19 protein-coding genes are annotated in these 18,366 nt (G+C 45.0%); 13 read left to right on the top strand and 6 right to left on the bottom strand.

Annotation, left to right across the window (positions count from 1 at the left end):
- Positions 1 to 88 precede the first annotated feature (88 nt).
- Complete coding sequence (locus ELZ11_RS05145) at positions 89 to 1,141, top strand: alpha/beta hydrolase (protein ID WP_137356315.1); 1,053 nt, start codon at positions 89 to 91, stop codon at positions 1,139 to 1,141.
- Positions 1,142 to 1,445: 304 nt separating this feature from the next.
- Complete coding sequence (locus ELZ11_RS05140; protein ID WP_137356314.1) at positions 1,446 to 2,165, top strand: SDR family oxidoreductase; 720 nt, start codon at positions 1,446 to 1,448, stop codon at positions 2,163 to 2,165.
- Between the two features lie 106 nt (positions 2,166 to 2,271).
- On the opposite strand, the gene ELZ11_RS05135 is transcribed toward ELZ11_RS05140, so the two are convergent.
- Positions 2,272 to 3,315: a GGDEF domain-containing protein gene (locus tag ELZ11_RS05135; RefSeq protein ID WP_137356313.1), complete on the bottom strand. Its 1,044-nt coding sequence runs from the start codon at positions 3,313 to 3,315 to the stop codon at positions 2,272 to 2,274.
- A 967-nt stretch (positions 3,316 to 4,282) separates the two neighbouring features.
- Here ELZ11_RS05135 and ELZ11_RS05130 point away from each other — a divergent pair.
- From ELZ11_RS05130 to ELZ11_RS05120, 3 genes are all read left to right on the top strand, one after another.
- Entirely contained in the window at positions 4,283 to 4,648 is a 366-nt protein-coding gene (locus ELZ11_RS05130) for a RidA family protein (RefSeq protein ID WP_137356312.1), read from the top strand.
- 147 nt (positions 4,649 to 4,795) lie between these two features.
- Positions 4,796 to 5,533, top strand: a complete 738-nt coding sequence (locus ELZ11_RS05125) for an SDR family NAD(P)-dependent oxidoreductase (protein ID WP_137356311.1) — start codon at positions 4,796 to 4,798, stop codon at positions 5,531 to 5,533.
- Between the two features lie 281 nt (positions 5,534 to 5,814).
- The gene (locus ELZ11_RS05120; protein ID WP_137356310.1) at positions 5,815 to 7,278 is read left to right on the top strand and encodes a serine hydrolase domain-containing protein; all 1,464 of its coding nucleotides are present in this window, start codon (positions 5,815 to 5,817) and stop codon (positions 7,276 to 7,278) included.
- A gap of 83 nt (positions 7,279 to 7,361) precedes the next feature.
- Here the strand turns inward: ELZ11_RS05120 and ELZ11_RS05115 are convergent, their stop codons facing one another.
- On the bottom strand, positions 7,362 to 8,228 hold the full coding sequence (locus ELZ11_RS05115) for a LysR substrate-binding domain-containing protein (RefSeq protein WP_257619002.1): 867 nt from the start codon (positions 8,226 to 8,228) through the stop codon (positions 7,362 to 7,364).
- A gap of 154 nt (positions 8,229 to 8,382) precedes the next feature.
- On the opposite strand from ELZ11_RS05115, the gene ELZ11_RS05110 reads away from it, so the two are divergent.
- From ELZ11_RS05110 to ELZ11_RS05090, 5 genes are all read left to right on the top strand, one after another.
- Positions 8,383 to 9,495, top strand: a complete 1,113-nt coding sequence (locus ELZ11_RS05110) for a phosphonoacetaldehyde reductase (RefSeq protein WP_167494629.1) — start codon at positions 8,383 to 8,385, stop codon at positions 9,493 to 9,495.
- On the top strand, positions 9,488 to 10,366 hold the full coding sequence (locus ELZ11_RS05105; protein ID WP_208746689.1) for a phosphate/phosphite/phosphonate ABC transporter substrate-binding protein: 879 nt from the start codon (positions 9,488 to 9,490) through the stop codon (positions 10,364 to 10,366). The genes ELZ11_RS05110 and ELZ11_RS05105 overlap by 8 nt, the downstream gene beginning before the upstream one ends.
- Before the next feature lie 104 nt (positions 10,367 to 10,470).
- Complete coding sequence (phnC, locus tag ELZ11_RS05100; RefSeq protein ID WP_137356307.1) at positions 10,471 to 11,286, top strand: phosphonate ABC transporter ATP-binding protein; 816 nt, start codon at positions 10,471 to 10,473, stop codon at positions 11,284 to 11,286.
- A gap of 1 nt (position 11,287) precedes the next feature.
- On the top strand, positions 11,288 to 12,088 hold the full coding sequence (phnE, locus tag ELZ11_RS05095) for a phosphonate ABC transporter, permease protein PhnE (protein WP_137356306.1): 801 nt from the start codon (positions 11,288 to 11,290) through the stop codon (positions 12,086 to 12,088).
- Between the two features lie 235 nt (positions 12,089 to 12,323).
- Positions 12,324 to 12,746 (top strand): GNAT family N-acetyltransferase, encoded by a 423-nt coding sequence (locus ELZ11_RS05090; RefSeq protein ID WP_167494628.1) that lies wholly within the window; start codon positions 12,324 to 12,326, stop codon positions 12,744 to 12,746.
- Between the two features lie 111 nt (positions 12,747 to 12,857).
- On the opposite strand, the gene ELZ11_RS05085 is transcribed toward ELZ11_RS05090, so the two are convergent.
- Positions 12,858 to 13,481, bottom strand: a complete 624-nt coding sequence (locus tag ELZ11_RS05085) for a heme-binding beta-barrel domain-containing protein (protein WP_137356304.1) — start codon at positions 13,479 to 13,481, stop codon at positions 12,858 to 12,860.
- A gap of 264 nt (positions 13,482 to 13,745) precedes the next feature.
- On the opposite strand from ELZ11_RS05085, the gene ELZ11_RS05080 reads away from it, so the two are divergent.
- The 3 genes from ELZ11_RS05080 to ELZ11_RS05070 all read left to right on the top strand — a co-directional run bounded on the left by ELZ11_RS05080 (position 13,746) and on the right by ELZ11_RS05070 (position 16,168).
- Positions 13,746 to 14,546, top strand: coding sequence for a PhzF family phenazine biosynthesis protein (locus tag ELZ11_RS05080; protein ID WP_137356303.1), 801 nt, complete (start codon positions 13,746 to 13,748; stop codon positions 14,544 to 14,546).
- Positions 14,547 to 14,599: 53 nt separating this feature from the next.
- Entirely contained in the window at positions 14,600 to 15,625 is a 1,026-nt protein-coding gene (locus ELZ11_RS05075) for a S66 family peptidase (RefSeq protein ID WP_137356302.1), read from the top strand.
- Between the two features lie 132 nt (positions 15,626 to 15,757).
- Complete coding sequence (locus ELZ11_RS05070) at positions 15,758 to 16,168, top strand: GFA family protein (protein WP_137356301.1); 411 nt, start codon at positions 15,758 to 15,760, stop codon at positions 16,166 to 16,168.
- A gap of 5 nt (positions 16,169 to 16,173) precedes the next feature.
- Here the strand turns inward: ELZ11_RS05070 and ELZ11_RS23745 are convergent, their stop codons facing one another.
- The 3 genes from ELZ11_RS23745 to ELZ11_RS05060 form a co-directional block, all read right to left on the bottom strand.
- Positions 16,174 to 16,326 (bottom strand): hypothetical protein, encoded by a 153-nt coding sequence (locus ELZ11_RS23745; RefSeq protein WP_167494627.1) that lies wholly within the window; start codon positions 16,324 to 16,326, stop codon positions 16,174 to 16,176.
- A gap of 65 nt (positions 16,327 to 16,391) precedes the next feature.
- Positions 16,392 to 17,687, bottom strand: a complete 1,296-nt coding sequence (locus ELZ11_RS05065) for a sensor histidine kinase (RefSeq protein WP_137356300.1) — start codon at positions 17,685 to 17,687, stop codon at positions 16,392 to 16,394.
- The gene (locus tag ELZ11_RS05060; RefSeq protein ID WP_137356299.1) at positions 17,684 to 18,361 is read right to left on the bottom strand and encodes a response regulator transcription factor; all 678 of its coding nucleotides are present in this window, start codon (positions 18,359 to 18,361) and stop codon (positions 17,684 to 17,686) included. Before ELZ11_RS05060 ends, ELZ11_RS05065 begins: the two co-directional genes overlap by 4 nt.
- Positions 18,362 to 18,366 lie beyond the last annotated feature (5 nt).

Here is an 18,366-nt window from a genome sequence, read left to right as displayed (position 1 = left end):
TATGTATTGTGACCTATATATCCACAATAAATCGCTCCATATAATTCACCTCGTTTTTGAAACAGCCTGAATTCTATTGGAGAAAATAATGAAAAAGTTCAAATCAATCGGTCTATCTTTAGTTGCAGCCGCAATGCTGAGCGCGGTGCCAGCAATGGCTCAAAGTCAGTTTCTGGGAGATGATTATCAACCTGGAATCAATAAGGTCGCTTTCCTTAGTGAAAATGTACGCGTGGCTGGCAATGTATTTTTACCCCCTCATTACGATTCAAATAAACGCTACCCAGCGATTGTTGTGATTACCCCAGCCAGTGGTGTAAAAGAGCAAACTGCGGGAATTTATGCAGAGAAAATGGCCAAGGAGGGGTATATCACTTTGGCGTTTGACCACAGAACTTATGGTGAAAGTGGGGGGTATCCACGTGGTATGGAAAACGCGCCAATGAAAGTTGAAGACATCAAAAATGCCATTACTTTCCTTAGTAACTTCCCCGGGGTAGATCCTGAGCGTGTCGGCGAATTAGGTATTTGCTCTGGTGCGGGTTACAGCCTACAGGTTGCAATGCAAGATACTCGATTGGATTCGGTTGCGACGGTAAGTGGCTTTGTTGATTTTACTGATTACGGTATGGGAGGCGCGACGCAATACATGGATCAGCTGACTGGTGATTCAGTCGAGCAGTATCGCCAACAGATTAAAATGGCAAGTGACGCGCGCCAGAAATACTATGAGACTGGTGAAGTGGTATTAGTAGATGGCATCCCGTCAGCAGAAAAAGCGAAATCAATGAATGAATTCTGGGTTCGTGCAGCAGATTACTACCGCAATCCAGAGCGTGGTGCGGCGGCAGAAAATTATTCGCCGTTACGTGCAGCGATGTCTTTGGATACGCGCTACGCTTTTAACCCTTCTGAAAATATGGCGCTGATTGGCGATACACCCTTCTTAGCTATTGTAGGAACAGAAGCACTTTCAGCTTATTTTAGTGAAGTTGCTGTAAAGCGTGGATCTGAAGCGGGTAAAGATGCAGAGCTGTTTGAAATTGAAGGTGCTCAACATTTCGATCTTTATGATCAAGAAAAATACGTTGATCAAGCGGTTGATAAGTTAGACGATTTTTTCTCAAAGACTTTACGTTAATCCGCTTTTAATCATTATTCATCGCTAAATCAGATTGATTCAGGTTTAGCTGTACTTCGAATATCACTAAAGCCACCGAACTTGTTCACTCGTGCAAGCGGTGGCTTTTTTGCTTTCTATCGACTAAGCCTACAGGGAGCTCAAACTTTGGTTGGAGCAAATAATACAATTGTTGCAGTATGGAAACAGTTATTTGATTTAATGACTATATATCAACGAAGTGAGTTCTCTTAATATACCCCCATCGCAACAAACCAGCTTGGTTATCAAGGTTGCTTCTTAATTACGATTTGGAGAATACAAAATGAAAAAATTAGTTGTTATTACAGGTGCAAGTTCTGGTATTGGTGAAGCTATCGCTCGTCGTATGAGTGCAGCAGGCCACCCACTGCTTCTTTTAGCTCGTCGCGTTGAGCGCCTTGAAGCGCTTAATCTTCCGAACACTATGTGTGAAAAGGTAGATGTGACTGATAAAGCTTCTTTTGAAGCGGCGATTGCTAAAGCGGAAGAAGTATATGGTGAAACAGATTGCATTGTTAACAACGCAGGTATGATGTTATTAGGTGAGCTTGCTGACCAAGATGCATCTGAGTGGAAAACCATGTTTGATGTAAACGTGATTGGCCTAATGAACGGTATGCAAGCGGTGCTAGCACCAATGAAAGCGCGTCAGTCTGGTACTATCATCAACGTGAGTTCAGTGGCGGGTCGTAAGACATTCCCTAATCACGCGGCATACTGTGGTACTAAATTTGCGGTACACGCTATTTCTGAAAATGTTCGTGAAGAAGTGGCTGATTCAAATGTTCGTGTAACGACAATTGCACCGGGTGCAGTAGAAACTGAGCTGCTTTCTCACACGACTTCAGATGAGATTAAAGCGGGTTATGAAGATTGGAAAGAGAGCATGGAAGGCGTATTAGTGGCCGATGATATTGCTCGTACAGTAGAGTTTGCATACCAACAGCCACAAGGCGTATGTATTCGTGAGATTGTGGTAGCGGCAACTCGCCAACAACCATAATTCGCCTTCGCTGATAAACATGAGCCTCGCACTTGCGAGGCTTTTTGCGTTTTGACTCATGTGTAGAGAGCTGTGAAGGAATGATACCATTCAGCTTTACTTGTAATTACTGGTTGCCTGCAAACTGGTAGCAATTCTTACCCAGCGCTTTTGCCTTGTAGAGCGCTTCATCTGCACGTCGAAAGGTGGTGCTGTGAATATTTTCTTGATGAAAAGCCGCACCGCAACTCACAGTAACCTCACGGCCAATTCCAAAATCGTATTCAGCAATGGTTTGTTGAAGTTGGCTTACGTGTTTTTCAATACGGGTTGGGTCTGAAATATTGAACGCGAGCAGAAACTCCTCACCACCCCAGCGTCCCACTTGGCCGTCTGTGCCGATACACGCTTTTAGCAACTGAGCCGTATGAATCAACACATGATCACCGACTTCGTGTCCATGTTGATCGTTTATGCTTTTAAAGTTGTCGATGTCTATGATAGCAACCCATTTGGCCCTGCTGGGCTCACTTAAAAGGGTTTCCATATGGCGTCGATTCGACAAATTGGTTAAAGCATCGGTATTTGATAGCGCATGTAACTTTCGATTAGATTCTTCTAGTTGAATCATTGTGCGTCTACGCCCTGAATCGTAGAAATACGAAACGGAAAATAGGAATAAATAGATGGTCGTTAAATGGACAAAGCTGATGGTGTCGAAAGACACTGGGGGCCAGTTATGCATGTCTGTTAGGCAGAAATACGCGATGATGGCGAAGTTAACCACGCTAAATAATGAGCCGACTTTATAGCCCAGGATGAAGATAGCGATCACAGGCGTCAAAAAACTGAACGCGAGCGCGAACTCGCTGTTTCCGGTTCCAATAATGAATAAAAGGCTCACACTGGTCATCACAGAAACCATGATGAAAGCAGAAACTCTTGGGGCCCGGCTCCGCCAAAGGAAAAAGTAGCTGCATAAGCAAAAAGCGATTCCAATTGATTCGATCAATGCGAGCAACGGGACGGGAATAACAAAAATATTGTAGTAGACAAAAAACGACAGTATTGATGTTAATGCAGTCAGTGACACGAAGATAAAAGAGCTTTCTCTAAAGTCGTTATCTGTACGGCTGATACCAAGCCATTTCTCTAGTCCATTAGTTATCATGGCTGTTAACTTTATTCTCACTTATGATACAAGCAACATATCTTAATGCAGTTGCGAGTTCAGTATTTGGGTCAAGGTCGAACTTATACCAATTTTTCTGGTTAGCGGTTCGGTTAGGTTTGTAGCGTGGTTAGGCGCTTATTCACAACGTTTGGAGCAAAGTACCCGCTCTAATCCTTGAGGCAATCTAAGTACTCATGCTTTCTCGCATCTATCGCGTGACTGTACAGTGGCCTTTCAGTGAACTAAACATGCTCGCCATTCGGTGGATGATAAATATGATTGCCATCACATATGATTCATGCTCGGCTATTGTATTTGATGCGAGTAATAATGCCTTTTGGGCTGAGAGCGAGAAGAGGGGGGAGCAGTAAAAGAAAACCCCGCTAGGCTTTCGCCGAACGGGGTAAAGTTTCTTTGCAGCTGTCCTGCTACGGTTTGTTTCAATGAAACAAAGTGCTCCAAGCATCTTCCTTGTTAGTGGTTAAATCCGTTAACCGATTTCCATTTTATTCTCGCCGTCCTAGCGGTGTCCGTACTTGCCTATCGTCCTGATGGGCTATTCTCATCCAGAGATTCTACATCCTTTCTGACTACTCATCCTAAGTAATCAAACCTTCATCCTGAAGCCAGTTATTCCATTAACTTTTCAATTCCTTGCCAACTTCCTGTCGACAAGGTTTATATTACTTCAATGCGCCGTATTTCCTATCTAGGCTTGAAGTAATAATTATGTTTCTTAACTGTTAATCGAATGGTTTGTCTTTATTTTCAGTGGTTTACTGGTGTTAAGGTAGAATGCTTGCTGTTTGATTGATGACTCTCTCACATCACGTGTGAGAGATCTCTTACATGCCAGTAAGACTTGTCGCTGCAGTAGGATTCAATTGTAAATCGATTGCTCCCTAATTGATTCAATACGTGATAAAAAGAGCTCAACTGAAAGTACCGAGAAAGGAATTGAGACATGCAAGTTCACCACATTAACCCAACGCCACGCTGGTCTGATGTTACTGTATTTAATGGTATTGCAAACTTTGTTGAGGTCGCTGAAGCTGATACTTCTGCCGACATGAAAGGGCAAGTAGAGCAAATCTTCCAACAAGCAGAACAAATGCTAGCACTGGTAGACAGTGATAAGTCTCGTATCATGTCTGTCACTATCTACGTTACGGATTTTGCTCACTTTGATGCGCTGAACGAAGTATGGGAAGCGTGGTTCCCTGCTGGGCGTGCTCCGAGTCGTGCATGTGTGAAAGTTGAACTCGCCGATCCTAAGCTACTGGTTGAAATGGCGTTTGTCGCAGCAGCAGGCGAAAAGTTTCAGTCCTAGGAGCATCCCGCATTCTTAGCACCTACGTTAAGCCACCTCACTAATGGGTGGCTTTTTTATTTCTTTCTTTTCGACGCTTACTTGCAAAGTTTGAGTTTAGTTGCATATTCTACAGGTCATAAGCAACGAACACAGAAGGAAGAGTGGATGCAAATTGCATTAGTGACGGGCGGCAGTAAAGGTATTGGGCTTGCGACGGTTGAGCGTTTTCTTGCTCTTGGCTACCAAGTGGTAACCTGCTCTAGAAACATCAGCACTTGGCTGGAACAAGTCGAATCTAACCCCCTGTTAAAAAAGGTCGATTATCAAGAGGTGGATATCGCAGACAGCGAACAAGTTGAACGTTTATTTTCCCATATTGCATCACGTTATGGGCAACTCGATATCGCTATCAATAATGCGTCTCCCAAGTTGGAATCGAATGGTCAATTTGAATCCGTTGAATTAGAGGCATTACGCCATACCATGATTCAAGACTTTTGGTCTCATGCGCAGTGTCTTAAACATGAACTCGCTTTAATGAATGATGGCAGCGCAGTTATCAATGTCAGCTCCATAAATGGCTTACGCCCAACGCCAAACGCGGCAATGTACAGCGCAACTAAGCACGCTCTCGAAGGGCTAACCCGTTCAGTTGCACTAGAAGCGATTACAAAAGGGGTACGCGTCAATGCAGTCGCACCCGGAGTCACATGGACTCCAAGGTGGGATGAGCGAGCGATTGATAACCCGACGATCCATGACGATGTCGCTCAAGTGGTACCGATTCAAAGGTTTGCTAAGCCAGACGAAATTGTCGACGCGATAGAATTTCTGGCTTCTGATAAAGCCAGTTATATTGTGGGGCATACCTTGGTGGTGGACGGCGGCGTTTCTCTCTCCTGATTTGATGCGAATAAATTAGCGTCGCATACCGGTTTACAGAGTTGTGCAGAGCCGTATAAATAGCTCGGTTCTGCCATACCAAATACGCATTTATTCTCTAAAGGTAAAGCGAGTAAGTAGTTATAAATTAATTTCTTACAATGATTTATCACCACCATTTATTACAAATACTATGAATGTGTTTTGTGTGTCGCAATCCTAATTTAATACTAAACAATACACATAGTTGTTTTATAAAGTCGCTCTTGTAGTTACCTCGTTTCTTTCAAGGAGTACACTTTATGAGTCGTTTTTCGTTTAAGCCTTCCTCCACAGTGGTTAAATCTTGTCTTGGACTACTAATAAGCGCACCCCTAGTAGCATGCTCTCAGGAAGCCCCTGATGCACAGTCCCATTTGGGAACGTATTCTTCCTCTCGGCCTGATGTGCCGTACATAAAAATCTATCAAGATAATGGTGTTGATTACGTTATATCCCCTTGGGGAGGCATAGAGCTCCTCATGTTGGAGGAGGGAAAGTTCAGGTCTAAAGACAGAACTATAGGATTGAAAGGTGAGTTCTCACAGTTAAACGACGGTGTTTATCAATCGCTGACTTACACTATCTACGGAGAAGAAGTGAGCCTCGAGCGTGCTGGCAATTTACAAGGCGCCGAGCTAGTAGAAAAAATGTATTTGAATGCCGAGGGTTTTGAAAACATCAGTAGTGTCAATTCGCAGTGCACTAACCGCTCTTTACCTACTGATTTTGCCAGTGACCGTTATGATCAGGCTGCCATTGACCGTTTAGTCGAGACGGTTAATTCAAGTTATCACTCGTTAAGCAAAACGACGAGTGTGCTGGTGGCTCATAAAGGCGAATTGGTCATTGAAGAATATATGAATGGTTGGACGGCCGACTACCCTCATACCATCCAAGCGATCTCTAAAAGTTTGGCTTCTTTGACTGCTGGCGCTCTTGTTGAAGAAGGGAAGTTAGTCGATGAACATCAAACCATCAAATCACTGCTTCCTGATTATTCCTCAAAGCTAACGGGTGATAAGGCAGAGTTGACATTAAAACACTTCCTGACAATGAGTGCGGGCTTAAAGTGGGATGAGTGGAGTACCAAATACAGTGACGATAACAACTCCCGCAAGATAGAGATGGAAAGCCCGAATGCGGTTCAATATGTGCTCTCTCAAGAATTGGTCGAGCAGCCAGGGCAGAAGTTCGTGTATAACGGCGGGCTTGTGACCACGTTAGGTCAAATTATTGAAGAGCATTCAGGAAGCGAAAATGCAGGTGCGTATTTGGCATCGGGGCCGTTGTCCAATTTATGTTTTGAAAATGCTTACATGCATATTCAAAATGACCACACTTTCAACTTTGCAGGTGGCGGTTATCTAAGATCTCGTGATTTGCTTAAACTAGGCTTGTTGGTACAAAACCAGGGCATGTGGAATGGCCAACAAATAATCGATAAGCAGTGGCTAGAGAACTCTTTGAAAGAAGCGTTAGATACCAACTGGAATGAAATGCGTTATGGCTATTATTGGTGGATGCAAGATTACATCATCGATGGCCAAAGGTACGATGTGGTTTATGGGCTAGGTTATGGCGGGCAAGTACTGGCCATTGTTGATGAGTTAGATTTAGTCGCCGTGCGTACTGCTCGTGATTTCGCGTCTGGCGGTGGGTTTGATGAATTTTTAAGGCATTACGTTATCCCTGCATTTGCGGCTAAAACCGATGGCGCTAGCTAAGTTTCCGAACTAGGCATGACCCCACGTTTTCTTGGCGTGGGGTTTTCTTTTGGTAGCTTGAAAATAACCCATTTTCGGTGAGCTTAACGGGTTGTTGTTTGGGTTACATCAACCACAGCTTGAACTATCGGTAAGCTTTCTAACTCTTTTGCGTAAATCAAATAGGACTTTGATTGCGACGTTAAGTCTTCAATATGGACAAGCGAAATATTGGGGTGTGGATGAAATTCGTGCAAGCCGACATAGCTAATACCAATCCCGTAAATGCTTGCTTCTCTCACTCCCTCTCGGCTATCGACTTGCAAAATACTCTTAGGCGTTATGCCTTGTTCAAGCATGGCATCTTCCAAAATGGTACGGGTAGTTGAGCCGATTTCACGATGAATAATGGGCACATTATCTAACTCTTTAAGTCGGATCGTTTTCTTATGCGCTAATGGGTGATCATTGGGCACGGTCAGCACGACGGGTTGCTGGTTTAGCTTTATGGAAACCAGTTGCGGATTCGGCTCTCGGTAGGCTAATACGCCGACTTCCAACTCTCCGTTGAGCACGGCATTTCTGATCGCTTCCGAACCTCCGGTGTGAATTTTAATTTCGACCCCTGGATACTGGGTTTGAAATGCATCAATAATCGGCATTACGGCACTCGGGCTGACTGCCCCTAAATTCAGCTGACCAATATCCAGCCTGCCGCTGGATTGCAGCATTTTCTTTGCACGATCTTCTAGTGAGAAAATGAGCAAAGTTTGCTGATACAGCTTCTGACCAGTCTCAGTTAGGCGGTTGTTGTTTCTTTGGCGATAGAAGAGTTTAACTTGATACTGAGACTCCAATTCTTTGATTTGAGCGGTGATTGTCGGTTGTGTGATGTTGAGGTGTTCTGCCGCTTTCGAAAAACTGCCCAACTTAGCTACCACATGAAAAGACCTTAACTGAGTGTGTCGCATCCTTAGTGCCTCAAAGCATTGTCTAGCGGAAAGCTGAGCATAGGTTTTTTCTATGACAATCATATTTAATTAGTATTTCCCCTCAATATTAGTGTCATTTTTGTCGATTAACTTAAACGCCATACCCCAATAATGCTCAATAAAGGCTTTAATGATGTGGCAGTTTTTTAACCCTGTTCAGGTGATGTTTGGTCACGATTCGCTTGAAAATATTCAGCAAGCGCTTCAAGGAAGACGCTATGCATTGGTGACTTACGATTCACCGTATTTTGCTTCACTGGCCAATGCGGTAGCGCAGCAAAACTCTGGCTGCCAAGTGGTACTGAACCAAGTTTTTGAAAACCCAGATCTCCACGATCTGTCGAGTATTTGCGAAGCATTTTTACCTCACTCTGAAAGTGTTGAAGTGCTGGTGGCGTTAGGTGGTGGTTCTGTCATTGATACCACTAAGGCACTTGCGGTTGCGCAAGGCAGCGTTGATAAAGTCAAGGCAGCCATCCAAGCAAATAGTCACGTTGAAAATGTGTTGCCAATCATCGCAATCCCGACCACAACCGGAACCGGAAGCGAAGTGACATGCTGGGCAACCATTTGGGATAAAGCCTCCAACACTAAGTATTCGTTGAACCATCTATCTTTGTACCCTGAAACGGCGATTTGCGATCCGAAACTGACCGAGTTTTTGCCGATTGAACTCACGGTACAAACTGGATTAGATGCGTTATCTCACGCACTAGAAAGTCTTTGGAACAAGAACCGTAATCCTGTATCGGCCCACTATGCTCATCAGGCCATTCTGTCGATTTTAGAGGTGCTGCCTAAGTTAGTTGCTGAGCCTACGGATTTAGAACTCCGCTCAAAAATGATGATGGCATCGCTCTGGGCTGGGCTTGCGTTTTCTAATACCAAAACGTCCATTTCACACAATATTTCTTATGCGGTGACCTTAGACAAAGGGTTGGCGCACGGCATTGCTTGCTCTTTTACGTTACCTGCTGTTTTGGCGTCGTATTACGACTGCCACAGCGATGTCGCTCAAGACTTACGCCAGCTGTTTGGGCAAGACCTCAACATGGCATCACATCAACTGACCACATGGTTTCATGGGCTTGGGGTGAAAACATCACCGCAAGAGTACGGTTACAACAATGAACAATGGATAGCCCTAGTCACACACGCTCTACAAGGAGAGCGAGGGCAAAACTTTTCAGGTGATCCTGAAGCACTGATTCAAACATTTAAGAAAGGAATTCCAGATTATGTTTAAAGCATCATTTTCGCTAAGCGGCTTAGCGACGAAAAATAGCCTGTGCAAGAAAGCTGTTATGGCAGGGGTACTGGCAAGCTCGTTCTCTGTGCAAGCAATGGAGGACATTAAAATTGCTCTGATTCCATCGGAAGACTCCAGAGCCATGCTTAAACAGAGCCAAGTATTGATTGATACGCTCAGCGATAAACTCGGTGTCGACGTAGAAGGATTTGTCGCAACAGATTACAACGGGGTGATTGAAGCGCTTCGTTCTGGCCATGTGGATATCGCCTACCTTGGGCCTTTTTCTTACGTGAAGGCGGCGGAGTTAGCCGACGTTGAAGCTTTTGTTGTGGCAGAAACCATGAAAGCGGGCGATGTGGCATATCACAGCCAGATTATTGCGCCTAAGTCGGCTGATGATGTGAACGAGCTGAAAGATCTTAAAGGTAAGGATTTCGCATTCGTCTCACCGACGTCCACATCGGGTTATGTATTTCCCGCGGTTGCTTTGAAGAAACAAGGTATTGAACCTCGTCAGTTCTTCAAGAATGTTGTTTATACCGGTGCTCACGATGCCAATATTCTTGCCGTTAAGCATGGTCGAGTGGATGCGGCGACAGTCGCCGATCGTATTTTAAACTCTGCGATAGAGAAGGGCATTATTGGAAAAGATGACTATAAGGTGTTGTGGAGCTCGCAAGCGATACCAGAATCTCCAATGGTTTGGCGTAATGATTTACCAGAAAGCGATAAGCAGAAAATCAAAGAAGCGTTTCTTTCTATCGAAGCGGTAGAGTTTGGCGATCAAGGCGTTGTGAATCGTTATGTCGCCACGAATGATGCTGCCTATAACCCAGTTCGCGAAGCGGCAAAGTTCACCAAATAACATGGCGTCAATGACGATCAAATAATCGCTCTATCGACCTTGTTATTGCGGATGAATTACAGCGATATTGGGAATGATAGCGCAGGAAAGCGAGAGAGCTTCTTATGCTAAACATCAAAAATTTACACAAGTCGTACGGTTCCAACCAAGTGTTGAAAGGTATCGATCTTAAGATCAATGAAGGCGAGTTTGTGGTGATCTTAGGCCCATCTGGAGCCGGAAAATCGACCTTATTGCGTTGCATAAACCGTCTAACGGAAGCGACCGAAGGCGATATTCTTTTGAACGGTCAAAACATCGCCCATGTTCAAGGGAAGCAGCTTTTGAATATTCGCCGTAGGGTCGGCATGATTTTCCAGCACCACAACTTAACTAAGCGATTGTCTGTATTAAAGAATGTGTTGGTAGGGCGAATGTCGTATTTGCCGTTTTGGAGCTGCGCGTTACAGCTTTTTCCTCAGCGTGATATTGAGATTGCCAAAGAATGTTTAGCTCAAGTTGGGTTAGCAGAAAAAGAGTTGGAAAGGGCTGATAGCTTAAGTGGCGGACAGCAACAACGAGTGGGCATAGCGCGCGCGTTAGCCCAACAACCACAGCTCATGCTTGCTGACGAGCCAGTCGCCAGCTTGGATCCTAAGTCTTCACGCAAGGTGTTGAGTTATATCCAACAGAGCTGTAAGCAACGCAATATTTCAGTGCTATGTAACTTGCACCAAATTGATTACGCAATGGAGTTTGCAGAGCGCATTGTGGGGCTTTCTAACGGTAAAGTGATTTTTGATGGTATGCCTGAAGACTTAACGCCAGACATTGTGTCCCAGATTTACTCTGGGCTAGAAGATGAGAGCATTAGCAATTTGGTGACACGCATGGCTAACGAAAGACGTTTAGCCCGCATCGAAAATAAGAAGGTCGCATAGAATGAAAACACAAAATCTTCAGTTAGTTCTCAATGCCCCAAAGCGTGGTTGGTGGGTGTTGCTCCCTATGGTTATTGCCAGTTACGCCATTCTACATTGGTCTGCGATTGGCACTCGAATGAGCCTTAGTGATCTGTTTGCAGGCCTACCTTGGATTGCGGATTTCTTATCGAGAATGATGCCGCCGAATTTGTCGTACATTGGAGAGCGTTTAATCGAGCCTGCAATTCAGACGATGCAAATTGCATTGTGGGGAACCGTATTATCGGTTGTGATAGCGATACCGACTTGCTTTTTTGCCGCTAAGAACCTGACTCCTCACATTGGTGTCTACCATTTCTTCCGCCAAATCCTCAATGTACTGCGCGGAATCAACGAGCTGATATTGGCTCTGATATTTGTTGCGGCGGTGGGGCTTGGGCCCTTTGCTGGTGTACTTGCGTTAGCTTTGCATGGCGCAGGTATGGTGGGTAAGTTTTTTGCAGAAGCGATTGAAGAAATGGATCAAGGGCCAGTAGAAGCAATGAAAGCGTCGGGCTGTTCAACGCTTCAGGTGATTTTGTTTGCGGTGATCCCACAAGTCTTTCCTAACTGGATCAGCATTATTTTATATCGCTTGGAAGCCAATATTCGAATCTCTGCGGTTCTTGGGATGATAGGAGCGGGAGGCATCGGCTTTGAACTGATCACTTCAATGAAGATGTTTGAATACGGAGATACAGCAGCGTGTGTGCTAGTGATTTTAGGCTTGGTATTTTTTACTGACATTATCTCCGCAAAACTGCGTCAGTTTATCCGTTAGATTCATTGGTAGATTGAACCTAGCCTTCAGCGTTACAAATACCTAAGAATGACTCATGCTCTAATAACCCGCCATGGTTGTTAGGGCATTTTTTATTGGGTCACTACCCACGTTTTCGATAGAGGCCATTGGGGAAAATTAGAGTTGTTAGAATTAACAATAGTGCGTGCGAATTAATGGGTAAACGCTACACTTGTTATTATTGACAGACTGGCTAATAAAGATGAGGTGTGCAATGGCCATTACTGTATATCAACCCGAAGATAACTCGTTACACCTAACGGAACTTTATAGCTTGTTTTTAAATGAGTGGGGTGAAGTGGATCCGTTTGCTCATGAGAAAGAAGGTCTTTCTATTCCGACTCCAGTATTAGCATTAGACAGCCAGAATTTGGTCGGTGGCATTGCGTTCACACGTTTTGCCGAACCAGGCACAGAAAGCCTTGGGGTTTGGATCAATGCACTGCTAGTGAAGCCGCAATATCGCCGACAAGGGATCAGTCAGCGCTTGATACGTGAGGCTCAGCAATTGGTGAAACGGGAAGGTGTAGACACCTTGTATGTGTACACGCATCTACCTTCGTTGTATGAACCATTAGGTTGGGAATGCGTGGAACAGCATGACGATCACTATGTGCTGAGTAAGCATTTGAACTAACGAGGTTTCAAATAAAAGAAACCCCATTCAAGCGAATGGGGTCTGTGATTTTCACGCGATTGGGCCGTAGTACTTAGGTTGAGCGCTTAATACTAGGTTCAGAGCTTATTATTATTTTACTTTGTGTAGCGTGCTTGCATCGGTATGTGAGAACGCTTGCCCATAGATTTCAAGCGCCGTTGTTTGCGAGTAAGTCAGCGTGTCGTCTGCGATGTTTAAGTTCATGATGAAATCTGTCGTCGCGGCATTTTTCGTCATGTAGTTTGACTCGGCAATACCGTTCTCAGATGAGGTGAGTGTCATGACGTTACCCGCTTTGCCTTCGGCTGTTACACAAGTGGTGCGCGGTACGCAAAATGAGTTATAAACCGTTTGATTGGCTTTGTCGTAAATGAAGTAACCGCGTTGATCATGAAACTTTGTGTCGTCGACTTTTCTGAATACTTCTTGCTTGTAGTAGAGCGCTACTAAGTATTGTTCGCTGGCATTGGTTGCATCGGCTGCTACTTCAAACGTCATCACTTCATAGAAAGGAGTGACTGCAGATGCACCAACACCCACGGCGGAGCCTTCTTGGCTAGGTGCGATATCTACGCCACCCGCATCGACTGATTTCCATGTACCCACAAGTTGAGCCAGTGGGCCAAAATCCATCCCATTGATTACTGTGCTTTGTGCAGCGACGGCAGGCATTGATAGAGCTGCGGCTACGCCTAGAACGAGTAGTTTTTTCATTATTACTTCCTTTAGTTGACTTATAATGCGCAGCAATTTACCCCTAAAGTGTTACTTCTCACTTAACATAGATCAATAAAATGATATTTACCGAATGGTATTTATTTTGTGAATGATAAGTGGCCATTTATTGATCTAAGATCACACTGGGTTAGGGTAAGGTATAACTGCGGAAATTAACGAAGCTGGTAGAAGATCTCTTTGATTTTAGTTATTTAATCAGTGTGTTATGTTGAGAGTGAACCAACAATAAGGGCGCAGAAAATGGAATTGGAAATCTATCAAGTTGACTCATTTACCTCACAAACGTTTAAAGGCAACCCCGCAGGAGTGTGTATTGTCGAAGAGCCTTTAAGTGAGTCTGTAATGCTATCGATCGCCGAGGAGATGGCGCTCTCAGAGACGGCGTTCTTGTGTTTACGTGATATGAATCTGCGCTGGTTTACCCCAACGGTTGAGGTCAAGCTGTGCGGTCACGCGACGTTAGCGACCGCTCATATCATGAAAGAAAAAGGTATGGTCTCGATTGGTGAAGCGATTCATTTTAATACGTTATCGGGGCGTTTGACGGTTCAGGTAAACGCAGAAGACTTTGATATGGACTTCCCAACCCCGGAACTGGAATTTAAGCCTGAATGTGATGAAGCAAAGCTCGCCGCACTAGGCATTTCTCAAAACCAGATCGTCAGTTATGGAGAGTTCGAGACGAAAGATTTTATTGAAATAGATAGTGAGCAGTCACTTATCGATTTACAACCTAACTTCGGTGCACTGAAAAATATGACCGGGCGCGGAGTGTTGGTTACGGTTCAGTCTCGCTTACAAGAACTCGATTTTGTCTCGCGCTATTTTGCGCCTTGGGTCGGAATTAATGAAGACCCAGTGACAGGCTCTGCACATTGTGCGCTTGCGGTGTTCTGGAAAGAGAAATTAGGAAAGTCAAAGCTCCATGGTTATCAGGCTTCTCAAAGAGGCGGCCATGTCACCGTCGAAATAAAAGAAGCAGGAAGAGTCACTATTACCGGGAATGCGGTCACGACCTTAAAAGGCACTTTGATTATCTAGCCTCATTATTAACCATCCAAACAAAGTATCCAGTAACGATTAAGGAGCTAGTTATGCAGTACCCGTCTCCACTTAAACCGGGGAGCACCATCGCAATAACGGCGTTTTCCTCGGGTGTCCCTAAGGCCTGCCATCAGCGTTTGGAACTCGTAATTTCTCATTTGAAATCACTCGGTTTCATTGTGATTGAAGGTCAGTGCCTTCGCGAGGATATTAACCACGTGAGTGCCGACAAAGCGGCACGAGCGCAAGAGCTGATGTCGTTTTTATGTGATGACGGTATTGATGCGGTTTTCCCACCGTGGGGCGGTGAATTTGCGATGGAAATCCTGCCACTATTGGATTTTGAACGGCTAGCTAGCGTGAAACCAAAGTGGGTCATGGGTTTCTCAGATGTCAGTACGGTGATGGTAGCGTTGACTACTCGTTTAGGGTGGGCAAGTGTTCATGCTGCGAACCTTCTGCAATTGTATGCCAAGGAGCAGGAGCGCCTAACGGCCAGTTGTCTGGATTGGCTAGGCTTAGAAGTGGGGAGCCGCTTTACTCAAGATTCAACCGCGTTGCATGAACGTGTAGGGCGCTCTTTTGCAGATGACCCTAGTGCGACGTTGAATCTGACTGAGCCTACTTTTTGGAAAACGATTGATGGCACTCATAGCGCTTCCTGCCAAGGCCGTTTAATTGGGGGCTGTTTCGATACGATGACGCATCTCATTGGGACGAGTTATTTCGATGTGGAAGCCTTTTCTCGTCGCCATCAAGAAGGCGTTATCTTGTATTTAGAAAATGCAGAGATGTCACCTTCAGTTTTAAAGCGTGCCTTGCTGAGCCTACAGTTTAAGGGCGTGTTTGATGTGGTTAACGGATTGGTGCTTGGGCGCAATGCGGTGATTGGGAACGCAGGTAAAGCGATTTCTGGCGAGCAAGCGTTGCTGGATGTACTGAGCGAGCTATCGATCCCAGTCATCTACGATGCAGACATCGGCCACTTACCACCTAACTTGACCTTAATTAATGGCGCCTATGCAGAAGTGTCAGTTGTGAATGGAGTGGGCAAAGTAACTCAAACCCTGAAGTAGGCTTTCCTTGTTTGATAGAGGTTCGAAGTTTGGTGTGAGTTAGCGCTATGGATCTCAGTTTTATGCATGCTAAGCCAGTAGATTAACGGCTTAGCATCGTTCATTTACAAAGTAATCAAGGAAGGTAGCGGCATGTACGTTGGAAAGTGTTTGTGTGGGGAAGTCGAGGTCAAGGTCGCGGGTGGTATCAGTGACATTATTCATTGCCATTGCTCATTGTGCCGTAAAAACAGCGGGACCGCCTACGCGACTAACGGGTTCGTGAATGCCTCTGGCTTTGAGGTTGTGAAGGGCAAAGAACGCTTGAGCTCGTTTTCATTCAAACCGGGAAGCCAACGTCATTTTTGTTCCTGCTGCGGCTCTCCGGTCTACAGTTCTAATGAGAAAGACCCTACCCGATATCGTATTCGTTTAGGGATTTTAGATTCAGAGATCACTGAGCGCCCTATTTCTCATAACTTTGTGTCGTCGAAAGCGAGTTGGGACGATCTGGACGCTGACTTACCACGAAGCGATAGCTTTGAGGCTAGCCGGAATCGATAAAGCAATTAGCTTCGCCAGCTGTTACCAAGTAACAGTGAAACCGCAACGGAAGCGCCTAAAGCAATCAGAATATTAGGCCAGTTGAACCCCCAAATAGCGATACACACCGCAACCGTTACAATCGCCCAAAGTAACGTTTCTAAAATCCAAGTTCCCATGTTTGTACTCCAAAACTTCAACATGGGAACCAGTGTAACTGAGCTAAGGTTAACGTTTGGTTACCTCACGTAGCATCATGTTTCCCTTGGAAATCAACCGTTGCCATGTACTGTCCTTCCTGTTGTTGATGGTTGAATTGCCATTGTTGATGTTTGCATAATCGTTCAATCAAAATTAAGCCAATCCCAAAAGAAGTCTCTGTGCTGGAGTGGCTAGCGTGCTCAAGAGTATTGGTGACCTTCACGCTATGTTCTGTGTACGTTATCTCTATCGAGCCATGCTCGGTGTGCTGTAAGGCGTTTCGGATCAGATTGGTAATAACAATGTCTACGAGCACATGGGGAAGTGGCAGTGAACGAACGGTATCAGTTGAGTGAACCGTGATGGTGAGATCCTTGCCGTCGCGAAGATATTGGTGGCTGTTTAAGGCTTGCTGAACGAGCTCTCCGACCTCGATACTGGTTAGTTCTAGATCGGTTGTCGGATTACGACTCATCCAGAGTAGACTGGTGATTAAGTTCTGCATGGTAAGGACGGAGCGTTGAATGCGTTTGACAGCACGTTGAGCGCCTTTACTCATTGAATCTGACGTTCGCATTAGCAATTCATTACTGGCCGAAACGATTGAAACTGGGGTTCGTAGTTCATGGCTTGCCGCGCGCAGAAAAAAGGTTTCTCGTTCGACGGATTCGCGTTGTAGCTGAACGCTAGTCATGAGTTGATTTGCCAGCGTTTGAACTTCAATGTAACGGAAGTGAGCCAGTTTGTCGGTATCGTTTAAATCGAGCGTTTCTGACCATTGAGAAAGAACAATGATGGGTTTGGTCAGTCGGTGGACGAGCAGGCGAATCAATACAAACACGAACAACAAGAGAGCGCCAATGATAAGAAAGGCAGAGTTAAATTGGCTGATTGATTCTGGTGGGTTCTGTGTAAATAGGTCTAAATAGATGGCTTCGTCGTATTGGGATACCACGTAAAGGTGGCGTTGCTCGCTTTCGATATAATGCCGTGCTGCGTATAGGTACTCGCCAGTCGTGTTAGCATTGTTGGTTACGTACTCTTCGTAAATAACGTCATTTTCTAGCTTATCCCAATCAAAATATTGGATAAACTTGTCCGGTATTTGGCTGAGTTGAGTGTAAACCTGAAGGGTTGAGCTTGGCGAAGCCGATACATCTCCAGTGGCAAGGAACTCTATTTCTGCCAATTTTAATTCATAGAGAAAACCGTATTTGGCTGATTCGTTGACACCAATTTGGTAGCTTTGATTGATCATTAATCCATAAATGGCCGTTAAGCTGAGCACAATGCCAAATAAGTAGAGATAGATATCACGTTTAATGCTGACTGGGCTCATTGTTGCTCCTCTCTGATCGCGATACCCACCCCATGAATGGTATGGATAAGCTTACTTTCAAAGGGGGCGTCAATGGCTTTACGTAGTTTAAATAAATGTACTTTCAGGCTATCACCATCCGGTACATCCTCTCCCCACATAGCCTGCTCCAGCTTATGTTTACTGACCACGTTCGGACTACTTTGCATTAGGCACACTAGCATTTTCCAACAAACGGGCGGCAGCTTAAGTAGTTCACCAGAGCGGGTAGCTTGATGTTGATCTAAGTCGATACTGAGGTCGCCAACGGAAAGTGTGCTGGTTGACCCTTTTGCTCGCCGCACGAGCGCAAATACTCGCACTTTTAATTCTTCCATTGCAAAGGGCTTAACCAGATAGTCATCGGATCCGGCGGCAAAACCATTGAGCTTATCGTCGAGTGTATCGCGTGCGGTCAGCATTAGTATGGGAGTGCTAACGCCTTTGTCTCGGAGTGATTGGCAGACATCGATCCCGTCCATTTTAGGCATGTTGAGATCAGTCAGGATCACATCGTAGTTATGTTCAAGTGCGAGGTTAAGCCCTGCTAACCCGTTATAGGCAAAATCAAACTCGATTCCATCCAGTTCCATGTAATCACTGATGGCTTCGGCTAGGTCTTTATCGTCTTCGATGAGCAGAGCGTTAATGGTCATGATGC

This window comes from Vibrio profundi, assembly GCF_005281835.1.
Classification (GTDB): Bacteria; Pseudomonadota; Gammaproteobacteria; order Enterobacterales; family Vibrionaceae; genus Vibrio; species Vibrio profundi.
The sequence above is the reverse complement of the archived record's forward strand: the minus strand, read 5'-3'. Positions and strand labels throughout refer to the sequence as shown.

Bases quoted from the DNA above. Each gene is read 5' to 3' on its own strand.
- ELZ11_RS05145 (WP_137356315.1), top strand. From the start codon at position 89: ATGAAAAAGTTCAAATCAATCGGTCTATCTTTAGTTGCAGCCGCAATG.
- ELZ11_RS05140 (WP_137356314.1), top strand. From the start codon at position 1,446: ATGAAAAAATTAGTTGTTATTACAGGTGCAAGTTCTGGTATTGGTGAA.
- ELZ11_RS05135 (WP_137356313.1), bottom strand. From the start codon at position 3,315: ATGATAACTAATGGACTAGAGAAATGGCTTGGTATCAGCCGTACAGAT.
- ELZ11_RS05130 (WP_137356312.1), top strand. From the start codon at position 4,283: ATGCAAGTTCACCACATTAACCCAACGCCACGCTGGTCTGATGTTACT.
- ELZ11_RS05125 (WP_137356311.1), top strand. From the start codon at position 4,796: ATGCAAATTGCATTAGTGACGGGCGGCAGTAAAGGTATTGGGCTTGCG.
- ELZ11_RS05120 (WP_137356310.1), top strand. From the start codon at position 5,815: ATGAGTCGTTTTTCGTTTAAGCCTTCCTCCACAGTGGTTAAATCTTGT.
- ELZ11_RS05115 (WP_257619002.1), bottom strand. From the start codon at position 8,228: ATGCGACACACTCAGTTAAGGTCTTTTCATGTGGTAGCTAAGTTGGGC.
- ELZ11_RS05110 (WP_167494629.1), top strand. From the start codon at position 8,383: ATGTGGCAGTTTTTTAACCCTGTTCAGGTGATGTTTGGTCACGATTCG.
- ELZ11_RS05105 (WP_208746689.1), top strand. From the start codon at position 9,488: ATGTTTAAAGCATCATTTTCGCTAAGCGGCTTAGCGACGAAAAATAGC.
- phnC (WP_137356307.1), top strand. From the start codon at position 10,471: ATGCTAAACATCAAAAATTTACACAAGTCGTACGGTTCCAACCAAGTG.
- phnE (WP_137356306.1), top strand. From the start codon at position 11,288: ATGAAAACACAAAATCTTCAGTTAGTTCTCAATGCCCCAAAGCGTGGT.
- ELZ11_RS05090 (WP_167494628.1), top strand. From the start codon at position 12,324: ATGGCCATTACTGTATATCAACCCGAAGATAACTCGTTACACCTAACG.
- ELZ11_RS05085 (WP_137356304.1), bottom strand. From the start codon at position 13,481: ATGAAAAAACTACTCGTTCTAGGCGTAGCCGCAGCTCTATCAATGCCT.
- ELZ11_RS05080 (WP_137356303.1), top strand. From the start codon at position 13,746: ATGGAATTGGAAATCTATCAAGTTGACTCATTTACCTCACAAACGTTT.
- ELZ11_RS05075 (WP_137356302.1), top strand. From the start codon at position 14,600: ATGCAGTACCCGTCTCCACTTAAACCGGGGAGCACCATCGCAATAACG.
- ELZ11_RS05070 (WP_137356301.1), top strand. From the start codon at position 15,758: ATGTACGTTGGAAAGTGTTTGTGTGGGGAAGTCGAGGTCAAGGTCGCG.
- ELZ11_RS23745 (WP_167494627.1), bottom strand. From the start codon at position 16,326: ATGGGAACTTGGATTTTAGAAACGTTACTTTGGGCGATTGTAACGGTT.
- ELZ11_RS05065 (WP_137356300.1), bottom strand. From the start codon at position 17,687: ATGAGCCCAGTCAGCATTAAACGTGATATCTATCTCTACTTATTTGGC.
- ELZ11_RS05060 (WP_137356299.1), bottom strand. From the start codon at position 18,361: ATGACCATTAACGCTCTGCTCATCGAAGACGATAAAGACCTAGCCGAA.